A 26,585-nucleotide genomic window follows, 5' to 3' on the forward strand; every position below is an offset into this window, starting at 1 on the left:
CTTTAATCAATATGCGAGATTTGGTTAATTTCATTAATAAGTTGCGAACGGCTCAAATGTGCAACGTCTAATGCAAATAAAGCATCTAAACGGCGGTTAATATGATCAACAGTATTTTGGAACGCTTTGAGTTTTTCTTCTTTTGGTAAGTCGAGATGTGATGGGTCACTTAAGCCCCAATGTGCTTTAATTGCACCACCTAAATACAATGGGCATGCTTCTTGCGCTGCTGAGTCACAAACAGTAATCACTACATCTGATTGATATTGCTCGCAATCATCAATCGTTTTACTCCATAAGCCATCTGTAGATAAACTTAAATTTTCAAGTGTTTCAATCGTTAGCGGATGTACCTGACCGGAAGGTTTGCTACCAGCACTATAAGCATTCCACCCTTCTGGTGCGCGGCTGTTAAATAAAACTTCTGACAAAATACTACGGCAACTATTACCCGTACATAGAAATAGAAATTTCATGATCTTTACTCACAAAAGGTAGAAATAGACCCTAGCTGACCAGACAATGGTTTCATTGCATCGTCATCTTGCTGCGCCAAAATATTCAAAATGTTGATTGCCCAGATCGGCAGTTCAGGATTAACGCTGTAATACACCCATTGCCCCTGTCTTGAATCAAGAAGGATGCCATGGGTCCGTAATAGGGCTAAATGTCGGGAAATTTTTGGTTGGCTCAACTCAAGCTGTTCAGTTAGCTCGCAGACACAGATATTTTGTTTACTCAGAACTAACTTAAGAATGTTTAAACGAGTTTGATCAGAAAGACATTTAAAGAAATCGACTTGAGTGATCATATGTGCAGCCACTTATATTCGTTATTGCAAATATACGGATATCCATATATAAATGCAATATCTTAATTCAATGAATAATTATCATGGCGGAACTAGTGAAGATTTATCATAACCCTGCATGTGGCACATCACGCAATACATTGGCGTTCATTCGTCATGCGGGGTTTGAGCCTATCGTTATTGAATATTTAAAAACACCACCCAGTAAAGATGAACTAATTCAACTTATTAGGGATTCAAACTTAACTGTACGTGAAGCAATCCGTAAAAATGTTGATCCGTATAAAGATTTAGAACTGGAACAAGAGCATTGGACCTGTGAACAGTTAATTGATTTTATGGTTCAGTACCCAATTTTAATTAATCGCCCATTTGTGGTTACATCCAAAGGCACACGTCTTTGCCGCCCTTCTGAGGTTGTATTGGACATTTTAGATTCACAAAACTTAGGCTATTTCGCAAAAGAAGATGGTGAAGTCATTATTGATGAGCAAGGCCGTCGTATAAAATAATTGAAGACACTCATCAATATAAAAAGCTAAATGGCACAACACCATTTAGCTTTTTTGAGTGAAACGGTTTAAAAATAAGACTTAATAAAAGGAAGAAGTTGCTCTCCTATTACCATGCCTAATAACCCCACTAATGCAACAAGAGGAGGAGCTGGTGACTTAACATTTAAGACGTAATATAAGACACCAACGAGCAACCCTACAGCCAAAGATAACAAGTACATTTTCATCGTACATACCTTAAGGAAACAAGCCATTTAACGAAGCAGGTTCCCAAACTGTTTTATTTAAAATGCAAAACAAGAACACCCGAGTGCGCCCCAGAAAGATGTTTTGTCCTTATCATTTACAGGAACATCAAGCATCCAAGCGTGGCTATGTCCATGCATGCCACAACTGCTGGCGCATGCGCACAATGCACTTTGTGACTGTAGTGACTGATTGGATGGTGCATTACGGTTTTCAGATAAACGCCATTGTCCACCGAAGCGTTTTACTGGCGACCATGTTGGTGATGCTGGCGGTAACGGCGGATCTTCTTGCTTGAATTCTGCTCCTGCATATACCACTTTTCCGCCTAAAACAGTGAGTACAGACTCAATCCACTGGATATCTTCTGCTTCAACTTTGAAGTAGTCATCGGACAGCACAACCAAGTCAGCAAGTTCCCCTTCTGTGAGTGAACCTTTAACATCTTTTTCACCAGAGAACCAAGCCGAACCTTTAGTCCAGAGTTTGAGTGCTGTCTGACGGTCTAATAGATTTTTTTCATCATAGAGTGGCAAACCACCGACTGTTTTACCAGTACTTAGCCAATACAAACAAACCCAAGGGTTATAGGATGCAACACGGGTCGCATCTGTGCCCGCACCCACAGGCACACCGAGTTCTAGCATTTTTTTAACAGGTGGCGTTGCCTGAGCAGCCTCAGCACCATAGCGTTTTACGAAAATCTCACCTTGATATGCCATACGGTGTTGAATGGCGATACCACCACCCAACGCACCTATACGTTCGATATTACGCTCAGATACGGTTTCGGCATGGTCAATAATAAATCGAGTTGCAAATGGCTGTTTTGAATTGACGCGCTCAAATACATTGAGCAAACGATTGATACTTTCATCATAGGTTGCATGAATACGGAATGGCCATTTCTTTTCAGCCAAGTGCTCTACAATAGCTTCGAGTTCACCTTCCATTTTTTCCGGTAAATCTGGACGTGGCTCATAGAAATCTTCGAAGTCACCTGCCGACCAAGTCAGGTTCTCACCTGCTCCATTCATTCTAAATAGCTCATCACCATCACCCGGAAATGTCATTTCGGTCCAACGGCGATAATCATCAAGCTCTTGGCCTGCCTTCTGAGCAAATAGGTTATAAGCAATTCGAACCGTCATTTGATTTTGATCGTGCAATTGCTTAATCACATCATAATCTTCAGGATAATTTTGACCGCCACCACCCGCATCAATTGCGGAAGTAATGCCTAATCGGTTCAGCTCACGCATGAAATGACGAGTTGAATTGACTTGATCTTCAACTGGCAATTTCGGCGCTTTACCTAGAGTCGAATATAAAATCATAGCGGATGGAGTTGCGAGCAACAGACCAGTTGGTTCACCCTTTTCATCTCGTACAATCTTGCCACCCGGCGGATCCGGTGTATCTTTATTAAAGCCTAATACATCAAGTGCTGCTCGGTTCAACAAAGCACTGGCATATAAATGTAAAACGAACACAGGAGTATCTGGCGCAGCTTTATTAATTTCTTCTAAAGTCGGTAAACGCTTTTCAGCAAACTGGAACTCAGTCCAGCCACCTACTACACGGACCCATTGTGGCGCTGGCGTATTATCTGCTTGCTCTTTAAGTAAGCGTAGTGCATCCGCAACGGATGGTACACCTTCCCAGCGCAGCTCCATATTGTAATTTAGGCCACCACGAATAATATGCAGATGACTGTCATTTAGACCCGGTATAACGCGACGACCATTTAAGTCTACAACTTTACTTGTTGGAGTAGCGAGCTTCATAACCTCATCATTTGTACCCGTACGTACGACTTTACCATCTGCAATCGCTATTGCTTGTACTTCAGGGTTTTGAGGATCTAGCGTTGTAATTTTACCGTTTTTGAATATGAGGTTTATTTCGGTCATTCTGAACTCCATTCTTGTGAATTATCGTTCTAAAAAATAAAAGCATATCTGTATTAATATCGCTTAAATATTAAATACTAGACATGCCTTTACCTAAATCAGTTCTGTTTTATTTTGCCGGAACTGGTGCAAGTACTTCGTGTTTTGACGTTGTCCGCTCAGGCGCCTTATGTACCATCGTATAGGCATAGTCCACACCCATACCGTAAGCACCAGAGTGCTCACGTACAATTGCCATAACTGCATCATACGTATCACGGTGTGCCCAATCACGTTGCCACTCAAGTAATACTTGTTGCCAAGTTACAGGAACAACACCCGCTTGAATCATGCGTTGCATCGCATAGTCATGTGCTTCTTTTGATGTACCACCAGAAGCATCTGCCACCATATAAATTTCATAATCGCCTTCAAGCATGGCACCAAAAGCAAAGGTGTTATTGCACACTTCAGTCCACAAACCTGAAACAATCACTTTTTTACGATTATTTTTTGCAAGCGAATCACGTACTTTTTGGTCATCCCATGAATTCATTGAAGTACGTTCTAGTAATGGAGCATCTGGAAATACATCTAAAAGTTCTGGATAGGTATGGCCAGAGAAGCTTTCTGTTTCAACCGTGGTAATGGTGACAGGAATATTGAATGTTTTAGCTGCTTTTGCTAACCCTACAGTATTATTTTTTAATACTTGACGATCTATTGACTGTACCCCAAAAGCCATTTGTGGCTGATGATCAATAAAAATAACCTGACAATTCGTTGGTGAAAGTTGTTCTAAAAGTGACTTATTCATGGGTAAACTCCATTATTCCTTATGAGTAATGCTTTAAAATTGCTTACTGGTCACTATAAAAACAGATAAAAATGTAAAAGCATAGACAGCAAATCAGCACGAATCTGTATGCTGTATGGATACAATAAAAACAATGATTGCTTTTTAATTTTTATAGTTTAATCATTGATATATATTTTTTAACTTTCGCTTATCCATGGATCGATTAGACTGTATTTCCACTTTTGTAAGTGTCGTAGAACATGGGAATTTTAGTAGTGCCGCTAGAGCACTTGATATCTCTCGCGACTTGGTTGCCAAACGTGTTTGCTACCTCGAAAATGACCTAAAAACCACACTATTAACCCGCACCACCAGACAGATGAACCTTACCTCTTGTGGGGAAAAGTTTTATCAGCATAGTAAAGTCATTTTAAGTGAGTTCGAGTGGGCTGCCTATGAAATTAGCTATAACCAGCAATATCCTGAAGGTGAACTCAAGCTCAATACACCAATGTCTTTTAGCAATATTTTTCTTCAACAGATCATTTCAGACTTTATAGAGAAATACCCCAGCATCAAAATTGATTTATTCATGACTGATCAGCTATTAGATATGAATAATAATAAATTTGATTTAACCATTCGTGTAGATGGCTCTCCTCCAAATTTGGCAAATAGTAAAATATTAAATACCTATCAGCGCTATCTATATGCAACACCTGAGTATTTTAATCAGCATGGATTACCAGACTCATTAGAAGAACTTAAAGAACATAAGTTTCTAATTTACTATCAAGATAGTCGGCATAAAAAGTTGATTTTCCAAAAAGATCAGAAAGAAGTGTCGTTCAATTGCTTCCCAGTGATGACCTGTAATAATGGTGAATTATTATTAGATATGTGCCTAAAAGACCACGGCATTGTCTTTCTTCCTGAGTTTATTGCTGAACCTTACTACAAAGAAGGTAAATTACAGAAGTGTTTGGAGGATTACACCAGTCAACCCCTTCACTTATATGTGACATGGCCAAACCGTAAAATTCTATCGAAGAAAGTAAAACTATTTATTGACTTTCTGACGCAACAAATCGTTCCTATAAAATAAAGGGACTGGGCCTTTTCCAGAAGAATTGGCCCATTATTTTTTAGTTAGTTTGAATGGTTTCAATTTTCTTATTTTTAAATAAATTTAATAAATTTTGCTCTACGGATGCTGTGCTATTTTCTTCAATAAATGTCGTCGCGTAGTGTTCTAAATGCTCCTCCATCAATTGAGTAGCTAATTTTTCATTTCCTTGCTCAATGGCATCTAAAATCGCACGATGTTCATCTGCTGAACAATTATTATGTTTTGGAATTTCATATAACCCAATTAATAACGAAGTCCTCGCAATAAGCGTCTGCAAATAACTGGTCATGATCGTATTCTGATTTGCCTCGACAAGTTTTAAATGAAATTGACCTGATAGCTTAATCCACTCAGCCCAATTGCCAGCTAAACGCTCATGAGACTCTTGGTCTACTAAGCCTCGAAGCTCACTAAAATCTAGGTTATGTGACTTTTGAGCTAGCTTTTTTACCGTGGCGATTTCAAGCATGCTGCGTGCTTCAAAGACCTCTTTTGTTTCATGAGCACTATGTTTTGCGATGAGTGCCCCACGATTGGGCTGAATTTCGATCACCTTATCATGTGCAAGTTTCACGAAGACACGTCTTAATACTCCTCGCGTTACACCAAATGCTTCACACAAAGGTGCTTCAACCAAACGTGCGCCAGGTGCGAGTTGTCGATTTAAAATAGCATCTACAATTGCATTATATATATGGTCATCAATTTCATCATTGCTCATTTCTACAGCTTTTTTTGGTGCATTCGATGACATTGATTTCTCCATTTTTATTAATGTCTCCTCTTTTTAGAACTTTATCTATTTTGAATAGTGTAAGTTTAACTTAAGCAGTTGGAAATATTTCTCTCATTCCCCCAACGCTTATGTTGAGCTAAACAATTTAATATTTGTTATTAAACTATCAACTTATATCACTAAATTTATTTACTTTTTATTAAAAAATCAGTCCTTCTCATTTTAGAAATCTCTCTCTTCATATCCAAAATTCATACCATTTTTAATGACTCATAAACGCTACTTCTTAAATTTGGCATAACTTTTGCTCAATTGGAATTGTGCACAATTTAAATACCACATTGTACACAATTTTAATTTCATTCTTTTAGACAGAACAACAATGCTGCTGAAAGTGCCTCCATCTTAAAGAAGTGAGTGTTCAAGATGAATAATACGGAAGCAATAATTAAACCTTCTTATGATGCAAAACTGACAAATCAAGACCTAGCTCCTTTAAAAAAGCAAACGTGGGGCGCTTATAATATTTTTGCCTTTTGGATGTCCGATGTTCATAGTGTCGGCGGTTATGTCATGGCTGGGAGCCTTTTTGCACTAGGGCTCAATAGCTGGCAGGTACTTTTATCTTTACTGATCGGTATTGCTATAGTTCAGTTTTTTACAAACCTCATTGCCAAGTCTAGCCAACAAACTGGCACGCCCTATCCTGTTATTTGCCGCGCAACCTTCGGGGTGCTTGGTGCCAATATTCCTGCCGTTATTCGTGGGCTTATTGCTGTCGCATGGTATGGCATTCAAACCTATTTGGCATCCAGTGCCTTTTTATTGGTTATTTTAAAGTTCTTTCCAGAATGGTCAGTCTATGCCGATGTTTCAAATTACGGGTTTCTTGGGCTTTCCTATTTAGGATGGGTTGGCTTCATGCTGCTTTGGCTACTACAAGCGATTGTTTTCTGGTCGGGCATGGACAGCATTCGTAAGTTCATTGACTGGGCGGGTCCGGCTGTCTACATCGTAATGTTTGCCATGGCAATATGGCTGATCTGGAAAGCTGGCTGGCAGAATATTGATTTAAACTTGAGTGGGGTTCAATACGACGGTTTTGCAGTTGTACCAGTCATGATTGGTGCTATTGCGCTTGTTGTTTCATATTTTTCAGGGCCTATGCTGAACTTTGGCGACTTCTCTCGTTATGGCAAAAGCTTTAAGGCCATTAAAATGGGCAACTTTCTTGGACTACCGATTAACTTCTTAGGTTTTTCTTTACTTACTGTGGTTTGTATTGCAGCAACTTTGCCAGTGTACGGCAAGCTCATTACAGACCCTGTCGAGATGGTCGGTAAACTTGATAATACTTTTGTGGTGATTTTAGGCAGCTTGACCTTAATGATTGCCACCATCGGAATTAATATTGTCGCTAACTTTGTTTCACCGGCCTTTGATTTTTCTAATGTTTCACCGAGTAAAATTAGCTGGCGCATGGGTGGAATGATTGCAGCAGTGGGTTCAATTTTTATTACGCCATGGAATTTATTTAATAACCCTCAAGTAATCCATTACACCATTGATATTTTAGGTGCATTTATTGGTCCACTTTTTGGTGTCTTGCTCGCCGATTTTTACCTCGTTAAAAAACAAAAAATCGTGGTAGATGATTTATATACTTTAGATACTCAAGGCTCGTATTGGTACAAAAATGGTTATAACCACTCTGCCTTTTATGCCTTAATTCCAGCTTCATTAATTCCTATTCTCTGCGTACTTTTACCACAACTCTCTGGGCTGGCTAATTTCACATGGTTTATTGGGATGGGATTTGGTTTTGTCATTTATCGGTTTCTGAACCAACCGCTTGGCCATACTAAATCGGCAATGACTAAGGCAAAAGCACAATGAAAATTAAAATTATTAACCCCAACACCACACAAAGCATGACTAACAAAATTGCTGCATCAGCCAAGATAGTCGCAGGTTCTGATACTAAAATTATTGCAGTGAGTCCTCAAATGGGCCCTGCAACGATTGAAAGTTATTATGATGAAGCATTAAGCGCAGTAGGTGTTTTAGAAGAAATTCGCCAAGGTGAACTTCTAGGCGTAGATGCTTATGTTATTGCTTGTTTTGGTGACCCCGCGCTTTATGCTGCCCGTGAAATCACTTCGGCACCTGTGATCGGGATTGCCGAAGCAGCTATGCGAACTGCAAGTTATGTAAGTACTGGTTTTAGTGTGGTCACAACCTTACAACGCACAGTGAATATGAGTTGGCATCTGGCTCATCGCTATGGGGCTACACCATTTTGTAAAAATGTTCGAGCTTGTGACATTGCAGTTGAAGAGTTGGAGCTTCCTGACTCAGACGCTTATAGGACCATACGAGATGAGTGCAAAAAAGCACTCGCAGAAGATAAAAGCGATGCGATTGTTTTAGGCTGTGCAGGCATGAGTGATTTATGTTTAAAGCTACAAAACGAGTTGGGAGTGATTGTTATTGACGGCGTTGCAGCAGCAGTTAAACAAGCTGAAATGTTAGTTCAATTAAATTTAAAAACCAGCAAAATTGGTGATTGGGCCTTGCCTCCTGTAAAGAACTACACAGGCATATTGTCTAGTTTTGGAGCATAATAGAGATAACTTACTGTTTCAATTCCAACTCAAAATGCGGCGTTGGAATTGAAACATAGAGTATAAAAGAATTAAGCCTCTGCTAACTCTGGTTGTTTTTCTTCTTTATAAAATGGTACATCGCCATTAATAGTTGCACGGTGCATGATGCGATGGGCATCGCCATAATCAAATAATGCTTTATGTTGTGTGCAACGGTTATCCCAAATCGCGACATCACCATCTTGCCATTTCCAACGCAAATGAAACTGCTCTTGAGTCGCATGTTCAAACAAGAAATTAAGCAACTGCTCACTTTCTTGTTCAGGTAACTCATTAATTCGAGTGGTAAAGCCCTCACTTACAAACAACAAAGGCTCACCTGTAACCGGATGAGTACGCACTACTGGGTGAACCACTGGTGGGTTACGCTTAAATGTTTGCAAAAGCTTTTCACGTTCTTCTTCGTTATGAGCAAAACGCTCAATCGGAAAAGACTTACGAATATCGTGTGTTGCAGTTAAGCCACGTAATTTTTGCTGTAACTCAAGCGAGAGCCCTTTAAAAGCTGCTGTATTACTCGACCACAACGTGTCACCGCCTACAGGTGGAATTTTAATAGCTTGCAACACACAACCTAAAGGTGGATTTTTACTAAAAGTCACATCTGTGTGCCAAAGTTCATTGTCACGCAAATCTTGTTTCCAGCTATCGAGCACCATCACTTCAGGTACATCTTCAATTGAAGGATAAATCGGGTGCACATGTAAGCTGCCAAAACTACGTGCCAAGTCTGCCTGTGCTTGCGGTACTAATTGTTGCTTTCGAAAAAAAATGACTTGATGATCAAGCAAAGCCTGCTGGATTTGTTGCCTTGTTTGTTCATTTAACGCATTCAAATCAATATCGTGAATAATTGCGCCAATGGTAGGCTTGATCACTTCAATATTTAAGTTTGCTACTACTGTATTCATCTTCTTTACTACAACTGCTGACCATACCAAGGAGAAAACTGTTTTTGTAACCAACGTAACAACAGCTCAAAACTAACTGCGACAATCGCAATCACAATAATGCCCAGAATTACCGTATCGGTAATTAAGAATTGCGCTGCGGATTGCACCATAAAACCAATACCGCGATCCGCTGCAACTAACTCTGCTGCAACTAATGTTGACCAGCCCACCCCTAAACCAATACGAATACCGGTAATAATATGAGGTAATGCCGTCGGTAAAATGACATGCCAAAAGACTTGTGACTGACTTGCTCCTAGCGACAGTGCCGCACGTTCACGATTAAGCTGATGGCTTAACACACCATGCGCACTACTAATAATGACAGGCGCCAAAATCGAGAAGAAAATCAAAAGTACTTTTGTGGTTTCGCCAATACCGAACCAAATTACGAGTAAGGGTAAATAAGCTAACGGTGGAATTGGACGTAATAATTCAACCAAAGGATCTAGAACAGCGCGAACCCATTTGTTCAGACCCATCCATAAGCCCAGTGGTACACCAATCACCACGGCAGCAATCAAGGCTAAAAAAACACGCGAGATACTAGCGGCCAAGTGTTGCCACAAAGTAGCCTTCATAAAGCCTTCTTGGCTGACCGATATAAATTTTTGCCAGACTGCCTGTGGACTCGGTAAAAATAGCTCAGGTACGATATGCAAAGCAGTAATGAGAAACCAAAGCGCAACTACACTTCCCACACTAATTATGCTGACCGCCAAAGTTCGATGCTTTTCAAAAAATGAAGATAGAAATGAAGCTTTTTCTGTTTGCGCATCTGGCTTAAGTTTTAGCTCTGCTTTGTCATATTCGTAGACGTTATCTTTAGTGTTCATGTAGGTAACGCCTCCTTACCGCTTTGTTTTTGTGCCCTTAAACTTTCAAATAACTGTTCTCTGAGCTGAATAAATTGAGGGTCTGATTTAATTGAGCGAATAGATTCGCCCTGACGATATCGTTGAGCAAAATCGAGGTGTAGAGTTTCTACAATTTTGCCCGGATGGGCTGTCATAAGAATCAACTGATTGCTGAGCAATAATGCTTCTTCAATGTCATGTGTAATTAAAAAGAAGCTTTTATTTTGTTGAATCCATAAATCGAGCACTAGCTGCTGCATGTTTTCACGCGTAAAAGCATCTAAGGCGGCAAAAGGTTCATCTAATAAAATAAACGGCGCGTGACTGATCAAAGCTCGGGCAATACCAACACGTTGTTTCATACCACCGGAAAGTTCCCAGATATTGGCTTTTTCAACATGACTTAAACCCACAATTTTCAAAATTGCGTTTACTTGTGCCTCGATATCTACGCGCTTTAAACCTTTTAACTGCAAAGCGAAACCAACATTATCTGCAACATTTAGCCAAGGAAGTAAGGCGTGATCTTGAAATACAACAGCACGAGTTACATCTGGTCCAATTACGACTTCATGATTTACAAGCACATCACCAGAACTCGGCTTTTGAAACCCTGCCAAGATATTAAGCAAAGTTGTTTTGCCACAACCCGACTCACCTAAAATCACGGTTAAAGAACCTTCTTCAATGGTTAGGTTAATGTCTTGTAAAACTGGCTTTTGCTGTTTAGGAAAAGTCAGATGAATATGTTTGGCTTCTAATACACTCATGACAACTCCTTAAGGCTGCAAAAATGAAGAGTTCACATTGCCTTTATAATCGGCTTTCAGTTGATCGACCTTACCCTGACCTTTTAAGAATTTCGCTGTATCAAAAATATTTTGTGCAAATTCACCATCTAACGTTTGTTTTTGCTGAGCGTGGTCAAGGTAAATATTTCCACTTAATAAAAGCGGGATATCTTTTGGATCGGAACCTGTGAGCTGCGCAATTTTTTGCACGTTATCGGTATCTTTAACGTAAGCGGCTGGGTCTTGATTATATTTTTCAAGCTGCTCAAGCGTAGTTTGGACAAAAGCTTTTAAGAAGTCAGGATTTTTCTCTGCAAAGTCTTTACGTACTACCCATAAATCATAAGTTGGAGCGCCCCATTCACCGACTTGTTTTGAGTCAGTTAAGACTGTGCCAGATGCTTTAGCTTTGCTTAAAGCAGGTTCCCACACATAGGCAGCATCAATGTCACCACGTTCCCAAGCAGCTGAAATTTCAGGTGGACGCAAGTTAATAATTTTTACTTTATCTTCTGGAATATTCCAATGTTTCAGTGCAGACAAAAGGCTGTAATGTGTGGTTGAAACAAACGGTACAGCAATGGTTTTGCCAATTAAATCTTGAGGGCTTTTAATGCCTGATTTATTACTTACTACGAGTGCTTCAGATGCACCAAGTTTTGAAGTAATTAAGAATACTTCAATCGGTAAATCACGGCTGGCCGCAGCAGCAAGTGGGCTTGAGCCAATATTGCCAAGTACGACATCGCCCGAGGCAAGTGCATTAACTACGTCTGAACCCGCATCAAATTTTTTCCACTGGATAGTCCGCTGGCTATGTTTTTCATAATCCCCATTCGCCTGCGCCACTTTGCTTGGGTCAACCCCAGTTTGATAAGCAATCACAACAGGTTTGTTGTCACGAACTGAAGCACTTGTATTATTGTCTTTTTTATTTTGCCATACGATAAATGCAACAATTGCGACTACTACAATTGCCGTGATAATCAACGGTTTGGTCTTCGTGCTCATAATTTCATGATCTTTCAATAATATAAGCTCATGGTATTCAGCCGACTTTATAATGAAAAATAAAAAAATATGAGTTGCTTATCTAATTTTTATAAATAACTTTTACTTATAAGTTTTTATCTTTTGGTAAAAAGCAAATTTTAAGCAATCATATAGATTAGCGGTAAAATTAAAATACTTATATATCAATAATTAAAAACGATATTCACAAAAGATAAGATGAGAAAAGGCTGACACACATCCTGTAAGTATTTTATCCTATTCATTTCATCATTTTTATTTTTGCTTATCGCATCCAGAGTTTTGCATCTAATTAATTTTCATTCTTTTATATAAAGTACAGATTTTATTATCTTTTTATCTTGAATCTTCTGCAAATATTAAGATTTGGACAAATCTTTTTCTGGTTTATACATGAGGCAAATTTAATTTTTATTTTTAAGAGGAGAAATCATCCCTTGTTTAAACGTCCTACAACTTTCAAAAAAATATTCATCGCGACGACTTTGATTACATTCAGCCTCTCAAGTCATGCAGCCCTTACCTTTGGCAATGCTGAAGAAGGTCAACTTAAAGTAAGTGGTACTGTTCGGGCTAAATATATTTATGATTTTGACTCTGAACCCTCTACCAGTAAATTTTCCTTTAATGACGCAGTATTATGGCTGGACTACAACTCACCGAAATGGATTGGCCATCTAGATTATCGGGTTTATGAGTATTATGGACGTTTAGGCGATGCCAACTGGCTCACCGATGCGTGGTTGGGTTATAAAATTAATGACAACAGTAAAATTATTGCTGGCTTAAACCCCGTTCCTTTTGGCTTGGGTCGATTTTGGGGAAATACTTATTATTTAGGCATTGCCAATAGTGCGGGTTGGGAAGATGTACACAACCTTGGCTTAAAATATGATTTCAATGATGGAACCAATGAAGCACAACTTGCCTTTTACCCTACCGATGGTGGCACCTATAGAGGTAAAAGCAAAGACTCGAGTCGATTTAGTATCAACCCTGTCAATGCGGATGACTCTGTACCGCAAGGCACCAATACTAAAGAAAAGAACTCGATTGTTGTTCGCGGCGCTCATACCTTTAAAAATGTCTTAGGCCAAGAAAATTTCTCTACCCAACTGGGTGCTTCTCTTTGGTATTCCACCATTGAAAACAAACGTTCAGGACAAGATGGCGATCGTCAAGTCTATTCAGTTTTTAGCAATACCAATTACAACCAATGGAATTTACAGCTTTTAGCTGGTTATCAAGATATCGATAATGCCGACACTCAATATAAAGACCACCTGACTTTAGGCGGTTTCGATTATTCATTTAACTCGGCAACCAAAGGTCAGATTTATTCAGCCGAACTCAGCTATTTATTTCCTCAGCAATTTGGCCCCATTACCTCTGTTCGTCCTTACCTAAACTATAGTTCTTATCGAAAAGAACAAGATGGCTTTAAAGATTCAACCCGTTTTATTCCCGGCATTGCCTTTAACTATCAAAAATTGACAGTACAAGCCGAATTACTGATGGGTAAACACGATCCATATCTAGGAGACAGTGAAGGCCTTGCAGCTGGTGGAACCAATGATAAATGGAATAAAAAAGCATTTGTGATTTTTGCTTACTACTTCTAACTCCAAAAATAAAGGCCAACATGTGTTGGCCTTTATTTCATTTAGATAATTATTTTTACTCTAGTCGATTACTGGTGAATTGCTGAGAGGAAGTTCTGTTTTATCTTCATCGATAACATCGACATCTTGGGCAGTAGGCTCAAACTTAATCAGTAGCCCAATCACAATTAAAGGAATAAAGGCAAAGATAGAAATAATCAGGTAAACATCGGTTTTATAACCCGCCATCCAAATTGGTAAAACAAACAAGGCAATGGCTTGAGCAACACCTGTTACGGCACGGTTAAAGCCAACACCAACACCACGAATCGAAGCTGGATAAGCCATGGTTGGATAAACCATCATTTGTGCCCCAGGCCCAAAGCCTTCGGCAAAAAGCCATAAACCTAGCATGCCAATTGCGGTGTAGAGTAAAAAGCTATTACCGGGTTCACCAATTAATGCTAAGGCAATAAGGGCTATAAACTGGAGTAAAAAACCTGTAAGCAACACGTGACGAGATTTAAATCTGCTAGCAACAAATACGCCTAACAGCCCGCCCGTAAATGCAAACAATAAATTAAGCCCAAGTGTGGTGGTAATCGTTGTTAAAACATCAGTATGAAAGAACCGCGTTAAAATAGAAGGTAAAAAGAAGGCAATGGTCGTGTACTGAAATGCCACCGAAATGTGAATCACAATGGCCACAATCGTTCTTGGCAAATAGGTTTTATTAAATAAAACAGCAAAACCCTCGCGCTTTTTCTTTTCAGCAATTCTTTCTACTTTTTCAACTGTAGCGACTGCATGAATTGCATAGGATTCTTGTAGAACTTTAGCTGCGCCTTTTAAATCGCCTTGGTTTGCAAGCCAAATAGGTGATTCAGTTAAATATTTACCGCGAATAAAAATAATGAGTAACGCTGGCACTGCTCCAAAAATTAAAGATGCTCGCCATAACCAATTGCTATGTTCAGGCGGTAAAAGAAAGTAAAGCGCCAAAACCAGACCAAAACACACCGAAGAAGCGGCATACCACATTGGGCACCATGCGGCTAAACGCGCTGCCTTGTTGCTACTGCCGTTAAATTTGGAGAATTCAGATAAGTATGACATTGCCACAGGCAAATCAATACCAACACTAATTCCCATAATAAATCTGGCTAAAATCAAAACCCATACATTCGGTGCAAAGCCTGCGACAATTGCCGCAATGACAAAGAGCACCATGTCTGCCATAAATACCCGATAACGGCCGATTTTATCTGTCAGCCAACCACCAATCAGGTTACCAACAATGGTTCCGCAGACAATTGCTGAAGCCACCACCCCAGTCATGACAGGGCTTAAAGAAAACTCAGAGATGACTTGCTCAATACCAAATGAGAGCGTTGTTAAATCATAGGCATCAATAAACACCCCAATCAGTGCCAACCAAATAACTTTATTCGATTTACCCTTCCCTGCAAATTTGGAAATTAATTGTGAAACATCATCGGGAGATTTAATTTCATAACGATGGTTATGATCGAGTTCTTGTGTGCTCACTTAATAATTCCTGTATTTTGATCACAGGAACAAAATAATGATTATTCACATAATACAAAAACAAATTAATCTGATGTTTTAATCTAAATTATAGAATTATCTTTTCATTATTAACTCAGCAATAAAACCGATATAAAAAGACAAAATAAAAGCTGGCATTTAACCAGCTATTTATTTAAAGGTTTTCAAAAATATTAACTCGCCTCAGCAAGTTTTAACTCTTTTAGATTACGATATTTTGCACCGCGGTGATTTTCAGGCAAATATGGCCCAGCACCAAATAATTTCTCTCTTAATGTTCCTTGTGTATAGGATGTTTGATAAACCCCACGTTTTTGCAATTCTGGCACAATAAACTCAACTACATCGGCAAAGGTTTGATGAGCCAAAATGTAAGCTAAGTTAAAGCCATCAATATCGGTATCTTCAACCCATTGCTGTAGAGCATCTGAAACGGTTTCTGCCGAACCCACTAACACAGGCCCATTACCACCTAAGCTGTTCCAATTTGCAATTTCTTCAATGGTCCAAACACGGTCTGGATCTGCATTTACATAAGAATCTAATAAAGATTGAATCGCGTTGGTTTGAATATATTCAACTTTGTCCGTTGGTTGATATTGTGAGAAGTCCACACCTGACCAGCCAGACAGCAATGTTAATGCCCCATCATAGCTTCCATAGTTTTGATATTCTTTAAACTTAGCCTGTGCTTTTGCATCGGTTTCATCAGTGACAATCGACAAAAGTGCATAAATTTTAACTGAGTACGGATCGCGGCCTTCTTGAGCCAATTTTTGGCGAATACCCTGCACCACTTTTTTTGTGGCAATTTTAGACGGCGCTGCAATAAATACACACTCAGCATTTTGACTCGCAAACTTCTGACCGCGTGAAGATGCGCCTGCTTGGTAGAGTACTGGGGTTCGCTGCGGTGATGGTTCACAAATATGGATGCCCGGCACCGTAAAGTATTTACCTTCGTGCTGAATTGGATGTACTTTTTTATGGTCAGCAAAGATACCGCTTTCACGATCACGCAGTACCGAACCTTTTTCCCAAGAACCCTCCCAAAGTTTGTAAAGGACTTCTAAGTATTCATCAGCAATATCATAACGATTGTCATGATTAACCTGAGTTTTTAAACCTAAGTTTTTCGAACCACTTTCCAAGTAAGACGTCACGATATTCCAACCAACTCGCCCTTTGGTTAAATGGTCTAGCGTGCTAATACGTCTAGCAAAAGGATAAGGATGTTCAAAGGAAATCGAGGTTGTGACACCGAAGCCCAAATGCTTTGTGACTGCCGCCATAGCAGGCACAATCTGCAAAGGATCATTGACCGGAACTTGTACTGCACCTGTTAAGGCATGCTCAGCGCTTTGATGATAAACGTCATAAATACCGAGCACATCTGCAATAAAAATACCGTCAAAAAAACCACGCTCAAGAATTTGTGCTAAATCTGTCCAATATTCTAAATCTTTATATTCAACAGATCGATCTTGAGGGTGTCGCCATAATCCAGGAGACTGGTGGGCAATACAATTCATTTCAAAAGCATTAAAACTAATTTTCTTAGTCATAAAATATCAACCAGCATTTTATTTAATTTTTATACTAAAGCAATTTTCAGGTTTTCTTTATAATATAAACCCCAAACAAAATATGATTTTATTCTAATAGATTTTTATAATTTATTTTAACAAATAGAAATAATATTAAGCCACTAAAATAGCAGCTTAATATCTAAAACTATAATTTACTGTTTAGCAACATTCCCTATTCGCCATTGATAAGGTGGTAATGTGCCGTTTACACTAAAATCTCCGACAATTCGATTTTTAAATACTCTCGGGTTGTGTGAAGATAAAGTTCTTACATTACGCCAGTATCGATCTAGGCCTAAATCTTTGTCTGTTGCCGAAGCGCCTAAAGCGTCAAATAAAATCGTAGAAGCATTTAAAATTAAATCGGTAATGATCGTTTGTGACTGTGCACTTTCAAGCTCGGCAAGCGCATTTTGCTCTTCTTCCAACTGCTCATTATTTTGAAATGCAGCCAAGTAAGCACGCTGTAAGCTTTGTGCAACTTTTTCAACAATCGCCCCTGCACTGTAAGCCGCACCACGGATTTGTCCTACTACTTGTAAAATTTGCGGATCCTGTTTTACAAATTGGGCATTTGCATGCGTGTAGTTTCGGGTACGTTTAGCAACAGCTTGAGAAACATCATAGGTTGCAGCACGTCCTAGACCTGTAATGATTGCCAGTTGGACCAGTTGATAGTAAGCCGCTGAATATTTAAAGCGATCATCGTCAGGTAAAATTTCAGTTTCATCTACCAATACGTCATGGAAATATGCTGTACCGCTTGCAGTGAGTTGCTGACCAAAGCCGTTCCAGTCATCGACAATTTCAACGCCTTCATCTTCGCGGCGAACAACGACCGAACCAGATTCACCCTTTAAGTCAGTTACACCAATTTCGACCCAGTCTGCATATAGACTTCCTGTGGTGTAATATTTTTGACCTTTAACACGAATTTTTCCGTCACTGTCTCGATACAAATGAGTTTCAAATTGATCAATTGACTCTTTCCCGCCTTCTGACCAAGCACTGCCCACCGTTTCCCCATTGGCAATTCGGCTAAGCCAACGCTGTTGAAAAGCTTTATCTTTACTCACCAACACATCTTCAGTGAAACCAAAGTGCACACGCAAAGCTTGCGGTAAGTTTGAATCAGCCTCTGCAAGTTCAATGAGCAATGCAAATAATTCAGGAATAGTGGCATCAAAGCCCCCATGAGCTTTGGGAAGTCTTAACCGTGTAAAACCAACATCTTTGAGCCACTGAAGTTGTTCATAGGGCAAAATATGCTGTTGCTCACGAATTAAAACCCCTTCTTTAATACGAGCAAAAGTCGGTCTGAAATGTTGTGCCAACTCATCATAACGTGATGACGGCCCTTCACCCCACACCCGAGAAATAATTGTGGCCTGACTAAGTGCCGCATGCGTTAGTGAACCGAGATGATGCTCAAAATTTAAATTTGTCATATAAGTAAAACCAATATTGCTTTGCTTTTACCATAAAATATTTATTTCACATGAAAACGATTATTTTTTTATAACAGTATTCAAACTTTATATAACGCACAATAAAAGCATGCCAACGCTAAGCGATTTCTTTCTTGTTAAGACTATGCTGACTTTGCAATAAGGTTTGCATATATTCTGAATAGACAGATAGCTTTTCGAAAATATGCTCTGAATAAAACATATCATCAATTAAATGAGTCATTTGATGCGTCGTGAAGGTATCACATAGTCCCACAAGCTTCGCATTCATCTGAGCAAATTGTGCACATAGCTGTACATAGGTTTCATCTTTATTTTTGAATAATAATTTCCGCATTTCTAAGCTATTAAAGTTTTTTAAGTCCTTATCTTTTGTCGTTTTAATCCAATAAATTTTGACCTTTAGAAATTGCTCAAGAGCTTCTAAATGCTCAATATCTATGTCTAAACTTGTAATTAAAAAAACTGTAGAAAGCTCACTTCGACACAGAGCTTTGATTAAGCTTAAATAAATAAACTCAACTTCATTAAGCTCTGCAAGTTCCAAATCAATATAAATTTTTAGACTTTCTAAAACTTCATCTACCTTAAATAGCACCTTTTTATCTGCTTGATAATATTTATTGAGAATAGAAAGTACAGGTGCAGTTGCAGGTGTCGTATAAATGGCAGGCTTGTTTAAGTTTGCAAAAATAAAAGGTGAAAATAGATAGGCCACGCTACTTTGCTGTGGCTCAATATGAGATTGGATTAAATATACAGTTTCAGATTTAGAAAAGTCTCTGAGTACTTTCGCTCTTAATAAAGTAGCTTCAAAATTAACGTAGGTTTGCTCTAACTGAGCCAATATAGATGCAGGAATAGGCTGATTTTTAATAATTTTATGCAGGACATTGAGTTGAGAAGTAATAAACATTTTTTAACATCCAAGCTATTTTAGAAGAGCTACACTTAAATCAGGTCTTTAATAACCTACGTAACAACCAGACCTCACGCAAAACAACAAAGGAATAAAAGAGAAGAAACTATTCTGCGCTTATTACCCAAAGTCGCATTCACTTTGTTTTGGAAAGTGATTTTGGCCATTCGTAAATCTTGTTCATTTATTTTGAACTTTTGAAGAATGGATACATAGCTACAGATAATTGAAAAAAAACTATAGCACACCTCATGACAGCTCCAGACTGTTATAGTTTTATAAAAAATTTCTGTATCTACATATACAAAGATAGTAAGTGCATGATTAAGGAAACTTCTTAAGGTAGGTAGTTTTCATGAGACGATCTATTGCATATCGCCAGATATTTCATCAATGTTTCAATGCAACATGCTTTTTTACAAATGCAACATCAAGCATAAACTTTGTTAACAGACTGAGAACAATTAATCAGTCTATTCTCTTGAAATATCAAGCAATTATATTGCTTTACCCTGTTGGCATTTTACTTGCTAAGAACATTTATCACAGATGCAAGTTTAATCGTCAAAATACTTTGTTGCCTGAAAATAAGTATTTAACTCATTCAACCATCATCAGCTAGTTCACAGGGGGAAAGTTTATGAGCCTCGGTCTAACCGCTTTAGAATTAGCACGAATACAATTTGCTTTTACAGTATCGTTCCATATTATTTTTCCGGCCACCTCTATCGGTCTTGCTTGCTTTTTAGCAGTGTTAGAGTGGAAGTGGTTAAGAACCCAAAACCCGATTTATAAAGATCTATTTAAATACTGGATTAAGATCTTTGCCGTTGCCTTTGGTATGGGTGTGGTCTCGGGCGTGGTCATGAGTTACCAGTTCGGTACTAACTGGAGTGAATTTTCACGCGTCGCCGGAAGTATTACTGGTCCTTTACTTACCTATGAAGTCTTGAGTGCCTTCTTCTTAGAAGCAGGTTTCTTAGGCATTATGTTATTTGGTTGGGGACGTGTCGGTCCTCGAGCCCATTTCTTCGCAACACTTATGGTTGCCATCGGAACGTGTATTTCCATGTTCTGGATTTTATCTTCCAATAGCTGGATGCAGACCCCTCAAGGCTTTGCCATCGAAAATGGCATTATTGTGCCAAAAGACTGGTTTGCAATTGTCTTTAACCCGTCCTTCCCTTACCGCTTTGCACACATGGGTGCTGCCGCTTTCTTGGTTTCATCATTATTGGTTGTAGGAACATCTGCATGGCATTTAGTAAAAGGCCGTCGTGATGAGTTGGTGAAAAAATCATTCTCGATGGGTTTATGGATGGTGCTTGTGACTTCTTGTTTGCAAGTGGTGATTGGCGATAACCACGGTTTAAATACTCGTGAACATCAACCTGCCAAACTTGCAGCAATGGAGGGACACTGGGAAACCAATCACAATGAGCCGATGCCATTATTGTTATTTGCCATTCCGGATATGAAAGAAGAGCGTAACCACTTTGAAGTGGGCGTTCCATATTTGGGTAGTTTAATTTTAACGCACAGTTTAGATGGTCAAGTGACTGGGTTAAAAGAGTTCGCGCCTGAAGATCGTCCAAACTCAACCATTATTTTCTGGAGCTTCCGTGTGATGGTGGGTCTTGGTGTACTCATGGTCACCCTATCACTCATTGCACTTTGGTTACGTAAGCGTGGAAAACTCTATGAAACTTCATGGTTCCATAAATTCGCTTTATTAATGGGACCTGCAGGTTATGTGGCAATGCTTGCAGGTTGGATTACCACTGAGGTCGGCCGTCAACCGTGGGTTGTATACGGCATTATGCGAACCAAAGATGGGCTTTCACATACAGTTTCTGCCGATCAGGTGGGTCTAAGTCTCTTTATTTTTGTGGTGGTATACACCATCGTTTTTGGTAGCGGTATTTACTACACCTTAAAACTCATTAATAAAGGCCCTGTATTTATCGATACACCAACTATTGAATCTGGTGGCGTTGGACACTTTAAAACACCAATGCGTCCACTCAGTGCTGTCGATGAAAACATTGACGATAATCAAAAATCTGGGGAGAAACATCATGATTGATCTTTCTTTAATATGGGTCGGTATTATTGGTTTAGGTGTTTTGATTTACGTGGTCATGGATGGTTTTGACTTAGGAATCGGGATTATGTTCCCTTTCATTAAGAACAGCCAAGAACGTGACGTGATGATGAATACCGTCGCCCCTGTTTGGGATGGTAACGAAACGTGGATGGTACTCGGTGGTGCTGGGCTATATGCAGCATTTCCACTGGTTTATTCAACAGTTTTATCAGCACTCTACCTGCCTATTATTTTCATGGTCATTGCCCTGATTTTCCGTGGCGTTGCGTTTGAATTCCGTTTTAAAGCTCACCGTACCAAGCATCTGTGGGACTTAGCCTTTATTTGGGGCTCAGTTTTAACCAGCTTCCTACAAGGGATTATTTTGGGTGCCTATATCCAAGGGATTAAAACCGAAAATGGTATTTATGCTGGTGGTCCATTTGACTGGTTATCACCATTTACGATCTTTACAGGTATTGGTGTAGTTGCGATGTATGCAACTTTAGGATGTGGATGGCTTATTTTAAAAACTGAAAAAGGTTTGCAGCAACGTATGTATGAGCTTATGCCAAAGCTGATTATTGCATTGCTCATTATTTTTGGTGGTGTGAGTTTATATACTCCTTTGACTCATCCTGAAATTGCAGATCGCTGGTTCTCTTTACCAAATCTGTTCTATTTTAGTCCTGTACCTATTTTGGTCTTATTGTTTGTTGGCCTGATTTTATCAGCATGTAAAAAACAGCAGCATGACCTTAAGCCATTTGCATATACATTGGCCCTCGTTTTCCTTGCATTTACTGGATTCGTGATTAGTTTATGGCCATATATTATTCCGCCATCAGTCACCATCTGGCAGGCCGCAGCACCACATTCAAGCCAGATGTTTGCTTTGGTCGGTGCGTTAATTCTGATTCCAATTATTATTGCTTACACCATTGTCTCTTATTGGGTATTCCGTGACAAAGTGCGTGTAGGTGACGAAGGTTATCATTAAGTATGGAGGGTTTTATGAAAAAGTCATCCGTTAAACTCAATCAAACTCAATGGTTTATTCTATTATGGCTTGGCGGTTTTTTAGCCTTAGCTGTGATTGCTGGTTTGTTTAAAGTCATATTGATTTATGCTGCCCCTTACTTAAAGTAAATCTATCGTTCTAAACAAATGCCGTTTGTAGATTCTGCAAACGGCATTTATTATTGATTAAGTGCATCTTTCATTTTGTTATTTCGTGCAGCTCATACATGTATAAATCAGAACAACTCGCTCATAGCATTCGCCAACTCATTGAGAGCGGCACTTTAAATGCACATGAAAAATTACCTTCATTAAGAGATCAGGTACAACGCTCTGGCTTTAGTTTAATGACCGTAATGAATGCTTATCAGGAGCTTGAATCACAAGGTCTGATCTATTCAAAAGAAAAATCTGGCTACTTTGTTGCCGAGCAAATTGCACTTAAACCTTTAGAGCAATATTCAGTTGTTTCCCTGAATTCTAAAATTGAAATTAACTCATTAGTTTTTAAATATCTTAAATCGATTCAACATGAGTCTGTCGTACCTTTTGGCTCAGCTTTTCCTGATAGTCAACTTCTAACAGCACCCAAACTTATTCAAATTATGGGACAGCTTGCCCGTCAAAGACAAAGTTATGACCAGACAACCAGTTTGCCTCCCGGTAATTTAGCCTTAAGAAAATTAATTGCTCAGCGCTACTGTATGCAAGGCATACAGACCGATCCAGATGACATTGTCATTACATCAGGTGGTTTGGATGCACTAAACCTTTCGCTACAAGCTGTCGCTCAACCCGGCGATTATATTTTATTACAGCAAAACGTGTTTTATGGAGCTTGGCAAGCCGCAGAGCGTTTAGGACTTAAAGTGATTACCATTCCTGAACATCCTCAACATGGTTTTGACCTAGAGGCTTTTGAACAGGTTATTCAAACATATCCAATAAAGGTGTGTTGGCTCATGTTGAATGCCCATAACCCAATTGGTTTTACCGTCAGTGATGACATTAAATATAAAATTGCCAAGTTGCTTCACGAACACCAAATTTATTTGATTGAAGATGATGTCTATGAAGAACTTTTTTATGGTGGCCAAAAACCACTTTCAATGAAGTATTTTGATCAACAAAATCTGGTGCTTCACTGCTCTTCTTTTTCTAAAACGTTAGGCGCAGGCTTTCGAGTCGGTTGGGTCTATGCGGGTAAGTTTTCAGACCATATTCAACACTTGCAGCTTATGAGTACCATTTCAGTCAATGCACTCATTCAAAATGCATTGGTTGAGTTCTTATCTCATCATCATTATGAAAAGCACTTGCGTACACTTAGACTTTCACTTGAGCGTTATAAAAAGCAGTTTTATCATTATTTAAAGCAACATCTGCCTACGTCTTGCGAAGTGTATTACTACCCAAGCGGTTATTTTCTATGGGTTAAATTGCCTCATAAACTCGATAGCATGCAAATTTATGAAGAACTCATCCAACAAGACATTGGCGTTGCGCCAAGCCCTCTGTTTAGTGTTTTACCCGCACAGCAGCATTATTTACGAATTAATTGTTCTTTTGAATGGAACACTAAAATTCAAAGCGCATTAGATCAGGTTATCAAAACCATTCAACAAAGAGTTGAAGCAAGTTTCTAAAGAAATGCTTCGACCTAAGCACAATTTTATAGACTTTATTTTGTGGTAACTTTATAACTCAAATCTATAGTTTTCAGGGAAACAGGTTCAAGGAATTAATATGGAAATTGATGAAGAACTCACCCTTAAAAAAATACAGATTTTTTTAGCTTTTATGCGCTGTGGAAATTTGTCTAAAACAGCCACAGAAATGCAGTTGAGTAATGTCAGTGTTCATAAAGCCTTACATTCTTTAGAAAGTGCTTTGCGTTGCCCTCTTTTTAAAAATGAAGGCCGTAACCTCATTCCTTTAAAAAGTGCTTATGTCTTTGAAGAACGGGCACAAAAAATCGTACAAGACATTTTTATTACCGTAAATAAAACCAGAGAAGCTGCTGGTTTTGCGGCTAAGGTTTTACATTTAGGTTCGCTTTATTCTCTGACGGTAAACACAATTCCAAATGTGATTAGCGGTCTTAAGCTCAGACGTAGTGAGCTTGATATTCAACTTTTGCTGAGTTCAAATCAGGATTTGGTGAAAAAGCTTAAAGCGACAGAGCTTGATGCCATTATCGTAGCTCTTAATGAAACCACTCAAGATGATGACTTTGAAATTTTGCCAATGTTTTCAGACGACATTTTTTTGGCAGTCAATAAAGATTCTAAATATGCTGAGTTTAAAGATATTGATTTAAGCCTTTTAAAAGAAGAAACTTTTTTAACTTTAACTAAGGGTTTTGCTACTCATAACGACAGCGACATCATTTTTAAAAAAGCTGGTTTTTCACCTAAAGTTGCTTTACAGGTCAATGATATTTTTACCCTCATTAGTATGGTCAGCTCAGGTGTCGGTTTTGCTCTACTACCTGGTCGTATTTCTGCTGTTTATGAAAGTTCGGTCAAACTTATTCCTTTAAAACAGCAATATCATATGCAACAAGAAATTGGTCTGGTCTTTTTAAAAAGTAAGGAACGAGACCCTAACTTACTTGCGCTGATTGCTGAATGTCGAATGTTTGCCTCTAATTTCAAAAATAAAAAAGACCGTTGTTAATAGCAACGGCCTTTTTGACTGAGTATTAAATACTGATTAACCGACTAAAGCTTTAACAGCAAAGAACAAAACGGTTGGTCCCATTAAACAGCCAAGGCCTGTATGGAACGTTGCTGTAAGCGCACCGTAAGGAACCAAGCGACGGTCTGTCGCTGCTAAACCAGCAGAAACACCACTTACTGTTCCTGCCAAGCCACCAAAAATCATGGCAGAGCGTGGATTATCAAGTCCCATAAATTTTGCGGTAAGTGGTGTTGAAACCATTACACAAATTGCTTTTACCAGCCCCGTTGCAATGGAAAGTGCCATGACTTCAGAACTCGCGCCAATTGCAACACCTGTCACTGGCCCCACAATGTAAGTCACTGCACCTGCGCCAATTGTGGTAATACTTACCGCATCACGATAGCCGAAAATCCACGCAAACATACAACCGACAATAAACGGCAAAATGGTCCCGAGAAATAAAGAGAAGGCACCAATAAATCCTGCTTTTTTCGCCTCAGTCGCTTGTACCTCAAAGGCTGTTGCTACAATGGTAAAGTCACGAAGCATTGCACCGCCCATAAGTCCCACACCCGTAAAGAGCGCAAGGTCAGTCAAGCCTTTTTCACCACCTGTCATTTTTCCGCCAAACCATGCCAAAATCAAACCAATCACAATCGCAATTGCTGAAGCATGCACACGTCCGTTGGTTAAATATTTAGAGAGCTTGGTCGACAGCCACATAATTAAGGCAATTAAGGCAAAAGCTGTAATTAAACCTAAATGGGTTAAGTCTTTTAATAATAATTCAACCATGAACTTTACCTCCAATGCGGTTTAATACGGTGTCCTCTTCTTTAGGTAAAGGGCTTGCTTTGTTGTAACGACTTAAACCGGCAATAGTGAGTGTACAAACTGCAACTGAAACTACAGCAGCAAACAGTGCCATATGACCACTAGATAAAGCGGCAACTACATTTTGTTGCGCTGCCATGGCAACAACAACAGGAATATACATAGTGCCCCAGAATGAAACGCCTTTTTCAGTTTCAACTGTCATAACACCGCGTTTTTCCATCCATAACCGTATGCAAATGAGTAAAATCATGGCGATACCCACGCCACCAACGTTGGACTTTACTCCCAATAAAACGCCCAACAGATCGCCGACAATAACACCCACCAAGGTGCAAAGTGCGAGTAAACCAACTCCATATATAATCATGACAATCCCTCATATC

General features: G+C 39.1%; 26 protein-coding genes. 10 read left to right on the forward strand and 16 right to left on the reverse strand.

The window, feature by feature from the left end; all coding sequences use genetic code 11:
• Positions 1-2: 2 nt before the first annotated feature.
• On the reverse strand, positions 3-476 hold the full coding sequence (locus SOI81_RS09775) for an arsenate reductase ArsC (RefSeq protein WP_239975978.1): 474 nt from the start codon (positions 474-476) through the stop codon (positions 3-5).
• A 5-nt stretch (positions 477-481) separates the two neighbouring features.
• Positions 482-811: a metalloregulator ArsR/SmtB family transcription factor gene (locus SOI81_RS09780; protein WP_239975986.1), complete on the reverse strand. Its 330-nt coding sequence runs from the start codon at positions 809-811 to the stop codon at positions 482-484.
• Between the two features lie 83 nt (positions 812-894).
• Between SOI81_RS09780 and arsC the strand changes: the two genes are divergently transcribed.
• Positions 895-1,323: an arsenate reductase (glutaredoxin) gene (arsC, locus tag SOI81_RS09785; RefSeq protein WP_239975977.1), complete on the forward strand. Its 429-nt coding sequence runs from the start codon at positions 895-897 to the stop codon at positions 1,321-1,323.
• A 68-nt stretch (positions 1,324-1,391) separates the two neighbouring features.
• On the opposite strand, the gene SOI81_RS09790 is transcribed toward arsC, so the two are convergent.
• From SOI81_RS09790 to SOI81_RS09800, 3 genes are all read right to left on the reverse strand, one after another.
• Positions 1,392-1,553, reverse strand: a complete 162-nt coding sequence (locus SOI81_RS09790; protein WP_000784879.1) for a DUF1427 family protein — start codon at positions 1,551-1,553, stop codon at positions 1,392-1,394.
• A 57-nt stretch (positions 1,554-1,610) separates the two neighbouring features.
• Positions 1,611-3,485, reverse strand: a complete 1,875-nt coding sequence (gene aepA / locus SOI81_RS09795) for an amidohydrolase (protein WP_239975976.1) — start codon at positions 3,483-3,485, stop codon at positions 1,611-1,613.
• Positions 3,486-3,594: 109 nt separating this feature from the next.
• Entirely contained in the window at positions 3,595-4,281 is a 687-nt protein-coding gene (locus SOI81_RS09800) for a hydrolase (RefSeq protein ID WP_001043290.1), read from the reverse strand.
• Between the two features lie 196 nt (positions 4,282-4,477).
• Here SOI81_RS09800 and ttdR point away from each other — a divergent pair, with 196 nt between their 5' ends.
• Positions 4,478-5,368, forward strand: a complete 891-nt coding sequence (gene ttdR, locus SOI81_RS09805) for a LysR family transcriptional regulator (RefSeq protein WP_239975975.1) — start codon at positions 4,478-4,480, stop codon at positions 5,366-5,368.
• Between the two features lie 40 nt (positions 5,369-5,408).
• On the opposite strand, the gene SOI81_RS09810 is transcribed toward ttdR, so the two are convergent.
• Entirely contained in the window at positions 5,409-6,158 is a 750-nt protein-coding gene (locus tag SOI81_RS09810) for a GntR family transcriptional regulator (RefSeq protein ID WP_239975974.1), read from the reverse strand.
• A gap of 396 nt (positions 6,159-6,554) precedes the next feature.
• Between SOI81_RS09810 and pucI the strand changes: the two genes are divergently transcribed.
• Both pucI and hyuR read left to right on the forward strand, forming a co-directional pair.
• Complete coding sequence (pucI, locus tag SOI81_RS09815; RefSeq protein ID WP_239975973.1) at positions 6,555-8,024, forward strand: NCS1 family nucleobase:cation symporter-1; 1,470 nt, start codon at positions 6,555-6,557, stop codon at positions 8,022-8,024.
• Complete coding sequence (hyuR, locus tag SOI81_RS09820) at positions 8,021-8,752, forward strand: aspartate/glutamate racemase family protein (protein WP_239975972.1); 732 nt, start codon at positions 8,021-8,023, stop codon at positions 8,750-8,752. The genes pucI and hyuR overlap by 4 nt, the downstream gene beginning before the upstream one ends.
• Positions 8,753-8,823: 71 nt before the next feature.
• Here hyuR and tauD read toward each other — a convergent pair whose 3' ends face one another.
• The 4 genes from tauD to tauA are packed head-to-tail and all read right to left on the reverse strand — an operon-like array spanning position 8,824 to position 12,424.
• A complete protein-coding gene (tauD, locus tag SOI81_RS09825) occupies positions 8,824-9,705 on the reverse strand; it encodes a taurine dioxygenase (protein ID WP_320540608.1) in 882 nt (293 codons plus the stop codon).
• Between the two features lie 8 nt (positions 9,706-9,713).
• Positions 9,714-10,583 (reverse strand): taurine ABC transporter permease TauC, encoded by an 870-nt coding sequence (tauC, locus tag SOI81_RS09830; protein WP_320540609.1) that lies wholly within the window; start codon positions 10,581-10,583, stop codon positions 9,714-9,716.
• Complete coding sequence (tauB, locus tag SOI81_RS09835) at positions 10,580-11,374, reverse strand: taurine ABC transporter ATP-binding protein (RefSeq protein WP_320540610.1); 795 nt, start codon at positions 11,372-11,374, stop codon at positions 10,580-10,582. The genes tauC and tauB overlap by 4 nt, the downstream gene beginning before the upstream one ends.
• Positions 11,375-11,383: 9 nt before the next feature.
• On the reverse strand, positions 11,384-12,424 hold the full coding sequence (tauA, locus tag SOI81_RS09840; RefSeq protein WP_320540611.1) for a taurine ABC transporter substrate-binding protein: 1,041 nt from the start codon (positions 12,422-12,424) through the stop codon (positions 11,384-11,386).
• Positions 12,425-12,864: 440 nt separating this feature from the next.
• On the opposite strand from tauA, the gene SOI81_RS09845 reads away from it, so the two are divergent.
• Positions 12,865-14,049, forward strand: coding sequence for a hypothetical protein (locus SOI81_RS09845; protein WP_320540612.1), 1,185 nt, complete (start codon positions 12,865-12,867; stop codon positions 14,047-14,049).
• A 60-nt stretch (positions 14,050-14,109) separates the two neighbouring features.
• Here the strand turns inward: SOI81_RS09845 and yaaU are convergent, their stop codons facing one another.
• The 4 genes from yaaU to SOI81_RS09865 form a co-directional block, all read right to left on the reverse strand.
• A complete protein-coding gene (gene yaaU, locus SOI81_RS09850; protein WP_320540613.1) occupies positions 14,110-15,576 on the reverse strand; it encodes an MFS transporter in 1,467 nt (488 codons plus the stop codon).
• Between the two features lie 194 nt (positions 15,577-15,770).
• Positions 15,771-17,162, reverse strand: a complete 1,392-nt coding sequence (locus SOI81_RS09855; protein ID WP_320540614.1) for an LLM class flavin-dependent oxidoreductase — start codon at positions 17,160-17,162, stop codon at positions 15,771-15,773.
• 176 nt (positions 17,163-17,338) lie between these two features.
• Positions 17,339-18,634: an acyl-CoA dehydrogenase family protein gene (locus tag SOI81_RS09860; protein ID WP_320540615.1), complete on the reverse strand. Its 1,296-nt coding sequence runs from the start codon at positions 18,632-18,634 to the stop codon at positions 17,339-17,341.
• Positions 18,635-18,752: 118 nt separating this feature from the next.
• Complete coding sequence (locus tag SOI81_RS09865; RefSeq protein ID WP_262456959.1) at positions 18,753-19,571, reverse strand: hypothetical protein; 819 nt, start codon at positions 19,569-19,571, stop codon at positions 18,753-18,755.
• Between the two features lie 643 nt (positions 19,572-20,214).
• Here SOI81_RS09865 and cioA point away from each other — a divergent pair.
• From cioA to mdcR, 5 genes are all read left to right on the forward strand, one after another.
• Positions 20,215-21,660 carry a cytochrome ubiquinol oxidase subunit I gene (cioA, locus tag SOI81_RS09870; RefSeq protein WP_016141318.1) on the forward strand — a complete coding sequence of 482 codons (1,446 nt, stop codon included), beginning with the start codon at positions 20,215-20,217 and terminating at the stop codon, positions 21,658-21,660.
• Complete coding sequence (cydB, locus tag SOI81_RS09875) at positions 21,653-22,660, forward strand: cytochrome d ubiquinol oxidase subunit II (protein WP_320540616.1); 1,008 nt, start codon at positions 21,653-21,655, stop codon at positions 22,658-22,660. The genes cioA and cydB overlap by 8 nt, the downstream gene beginning before the upstream one ends.
• 14 nt (positions 22,661-22,674) lie before the next feature.
• Positions 22,675-22,809, forward strand: coding sequence for a hypothetical protein (locus SOI81_RS09880; protein WP_000749813.1), 135 nt, complete (start codon positions 22,675-22,677; stop codon positions 22,807-22,809).
• 98 nt (positions 22,810-22,907) lie between these two features.
• Positions 22,908-24,326 carry a PLP-dependent aminotransferase family protein gene (locus SOI81_RS09885; protein ID WP_320540617.1) on the forward strand — a complete coding sequence of 473 codons (1,419 nt, stop codon included), beginning with the start codon at positions 22,908-22,910 and terminating at the stop codon, positions 24,324-24,326.
• Between the two features lie 100 nt (positions 24,327-24,426).
• On the forward strand, positions 24,427-25,359 hold the full coding sequence (gene mdcR, locus SOI81_RS09890) for a LysR family transcriptional regulator (RefSeq protein WP_191899268.1): 933 nt from the start codon (positions 24,427-24,429) through the stop codon (positions 25,357-25,359).
• A gap of 36 nt (positions 25,360-25,395) precedes the next feature.
• On the opposite strand, the gene madM is transcribed toward mdcR, so the two are convergent.
• Positions 25,396-26,160 carry a malonate transporter subunit MadM gene (gene madM / locus SOI81_RS09895; RefSeq protein ID WP_320540618.1) on the reverse strand — a complete coding sequence of 255 codons (765 nt, stop codon included), beginning with the start codon at positions 26,158-26,160 and terminating at the stop codon, positions 25,396-25,398.
• Entirely contained in the window at positions 26,153-26,569 is a 417-nt protein-coding gene (gene madL / locus SOI81_RS09900) for a malonate transporter subunit MadL (protein ID WP_320540619.1), read from the reverse strand. The genes madM and madL overlap by 8 nt, the downstream gene beginning before the upstream one ends.
• Between the last annotated feature and the right edge of the window lie 16 nt (positions 26,570-26,585).

This window comes from Acinetobacter pittii, assembly GCF_034067285.1.
GTDB classification, from domain to species: domain Bacteria; phylum Pseudomonadota; class Gammaproteobacteria; order Pseudomonadales; family Moraxellaceae; genus Acinetobacter; species Acinetobacter pittii_E.

Excerpts from the sequence above, each read along its gene's own strand:
- SOI81_RS09775 (WP_239975978.1), bottom strand. The coding sequence starts at position 476 with ATGAAATTTCTATTTCTATGTACGGGTAATAGTTGCCGTAGTATTTTG.
- SOI81_RS09780 (WP_239975986.1), bottom strand. The coding sequence starts at position 811 with ATGATCACTCAAGTCGATTTCTTTAAATGTCTTTCTGATCAAACTCGT.
- arsC (WP_239975977.1), top strand. The coding sequence starts at position 895 with ATGGCGGAACTAGTGAAGATTTATCATAACCCTGCATGTGGCACATCA.
- SOI81_RS09790 (WP_000784879.1), bottom strand. The coding sequence starts at position 1,553 with ATGAAAATGTACTTGTTATCTTTGGCTGTAGGGTTGCTCGTTGGTGTC.
- aepA (WP_239975976.1), bottom strand. The coding sequence starts at position 3,485 with ATGACCGAAATAAACCTCATATTCAAAAACGGTAAAATTACAACGCTA.
- SOI81_RS09800 (WP_001043290.1), bottom strand. The coding sequence starts at position 4,281 with ATGAATAAGTCACTTTTAGAACAACTTTCACCAACGAATTGTCAGGTT.
- ttdR (WP_239975975.1), top strand. The coding sequence starts at position 4,478 with ATGGATCGATTAGACTGTATTTCCACTTTTGTAAGTGTCGTAGAACAT.
- SOI81_RS09810 (WP_239975974.1), bottom strand. The coding sequence starts at position 6,158 with ATGGAGAAATCAATGTCATCGAATGCACCAAAAAAAGCTGTAGAAATG.
- pucI (WP_239975973.1), top strand. The coding sequence starts at position 6,555 with ATGAATAATACGGAAGCAATAATTAAACCTTCTTATGATGCAAAACTG.
- hyuR (WP_239975972.1), top strand. The coding sequence starts at position 8,021 with ATGAAAATTAAAATTATTAACCCCAACACCACACAAAGCATGACTAAC.
- tauD (WP_320540608.1), bottom strand. The coding sequence starts at position 9,705 with ATGAATACAGTAGTAGCAAACTTAAATATTGAAGTGATCAAGCCTACC.
- tauC (WP_320540609.1), bottom strand. The coding sequence starts at position 10,583 with ATGAACACTAAAGATAACGTCTACGAATATGACAAAGCAGAGCTAAAA.
- tauB (WP_320540610.1), bottom strand. The coding sequence starts at position 11,374 with ATGAGTGTATTAGAAGCCAAACATATTCATCTGACTTTTCCTAAACAG.
- SOI81_RS09855 (WP_320540614.1), bottom strand. The coding sequence starts at position 17,162 with ATGACTAAGAAAATTAGTTTTAATGCTTTTGAAATGAATTGTATTGCC.
- SOI81_RS09860 (WP_320540615.1), bottom strand. The coding sequence starts at position 18,634 with ATGACAAATTTAAATTTTGAGCATCATCTCGGTTCACTAACGCATGCG.
- SOI81_RS09865 (WP_262456959.1), bottom strand. The coding sequence starts at position 19,571 with ATGTTTATTACTTCTCAACTCAATGTCCTGCATAAAATTATTAAAAAT.
- cioA (WP_016141318.1), top strand. The coding sequence starts at position 20,215 with ATGAGCCTCGGTCTAACCGCTTTAGAATTAGCACGAATACAATTTGCT.
- cydB (WP_320540616.1), top strand. The coding sequence starts at position 21,653 with ATGATTGATCTTTCTTTAATATGGGTCGGTATTATTGGTTTAGGTGTT.
- SOI81_RS09880 (WP_000749813.1), top strand. The coding sequence starts at position 22,675 with ATGAAAAAGTCATCCGTTAAACTCAATCAAACTCAATGGTTTATTCTA.
- SOI81_RS09885 (WP_320540617.1), top strand. The coding sequence starts at position 22,908 with ATGTATAAATCAGAACAACTCGCTCATAGCATTCGCCAACTCATTGAG.
- mdcR (WP_191899268.1), top strand. The coding sequence starts at position 24,427 with ATGGAAATTGATGAAGAACTCACCCTTAAAAAAATACAGATTTTTTTA.
- madM (WP_320540618.1), bottom strand. The coding sequence starts at position 26,160 with ATGGTTGAATTATTATTAAAAGACTTAACCCATTTAGGTTTAATTACA.
- madL (WP_320540619.1), bottom strand. The coding sequence starts at position 26,569 with ATGATTATATATGGAGTTGGTTTACTCGCACTTTGCACCTTGGTGGGT.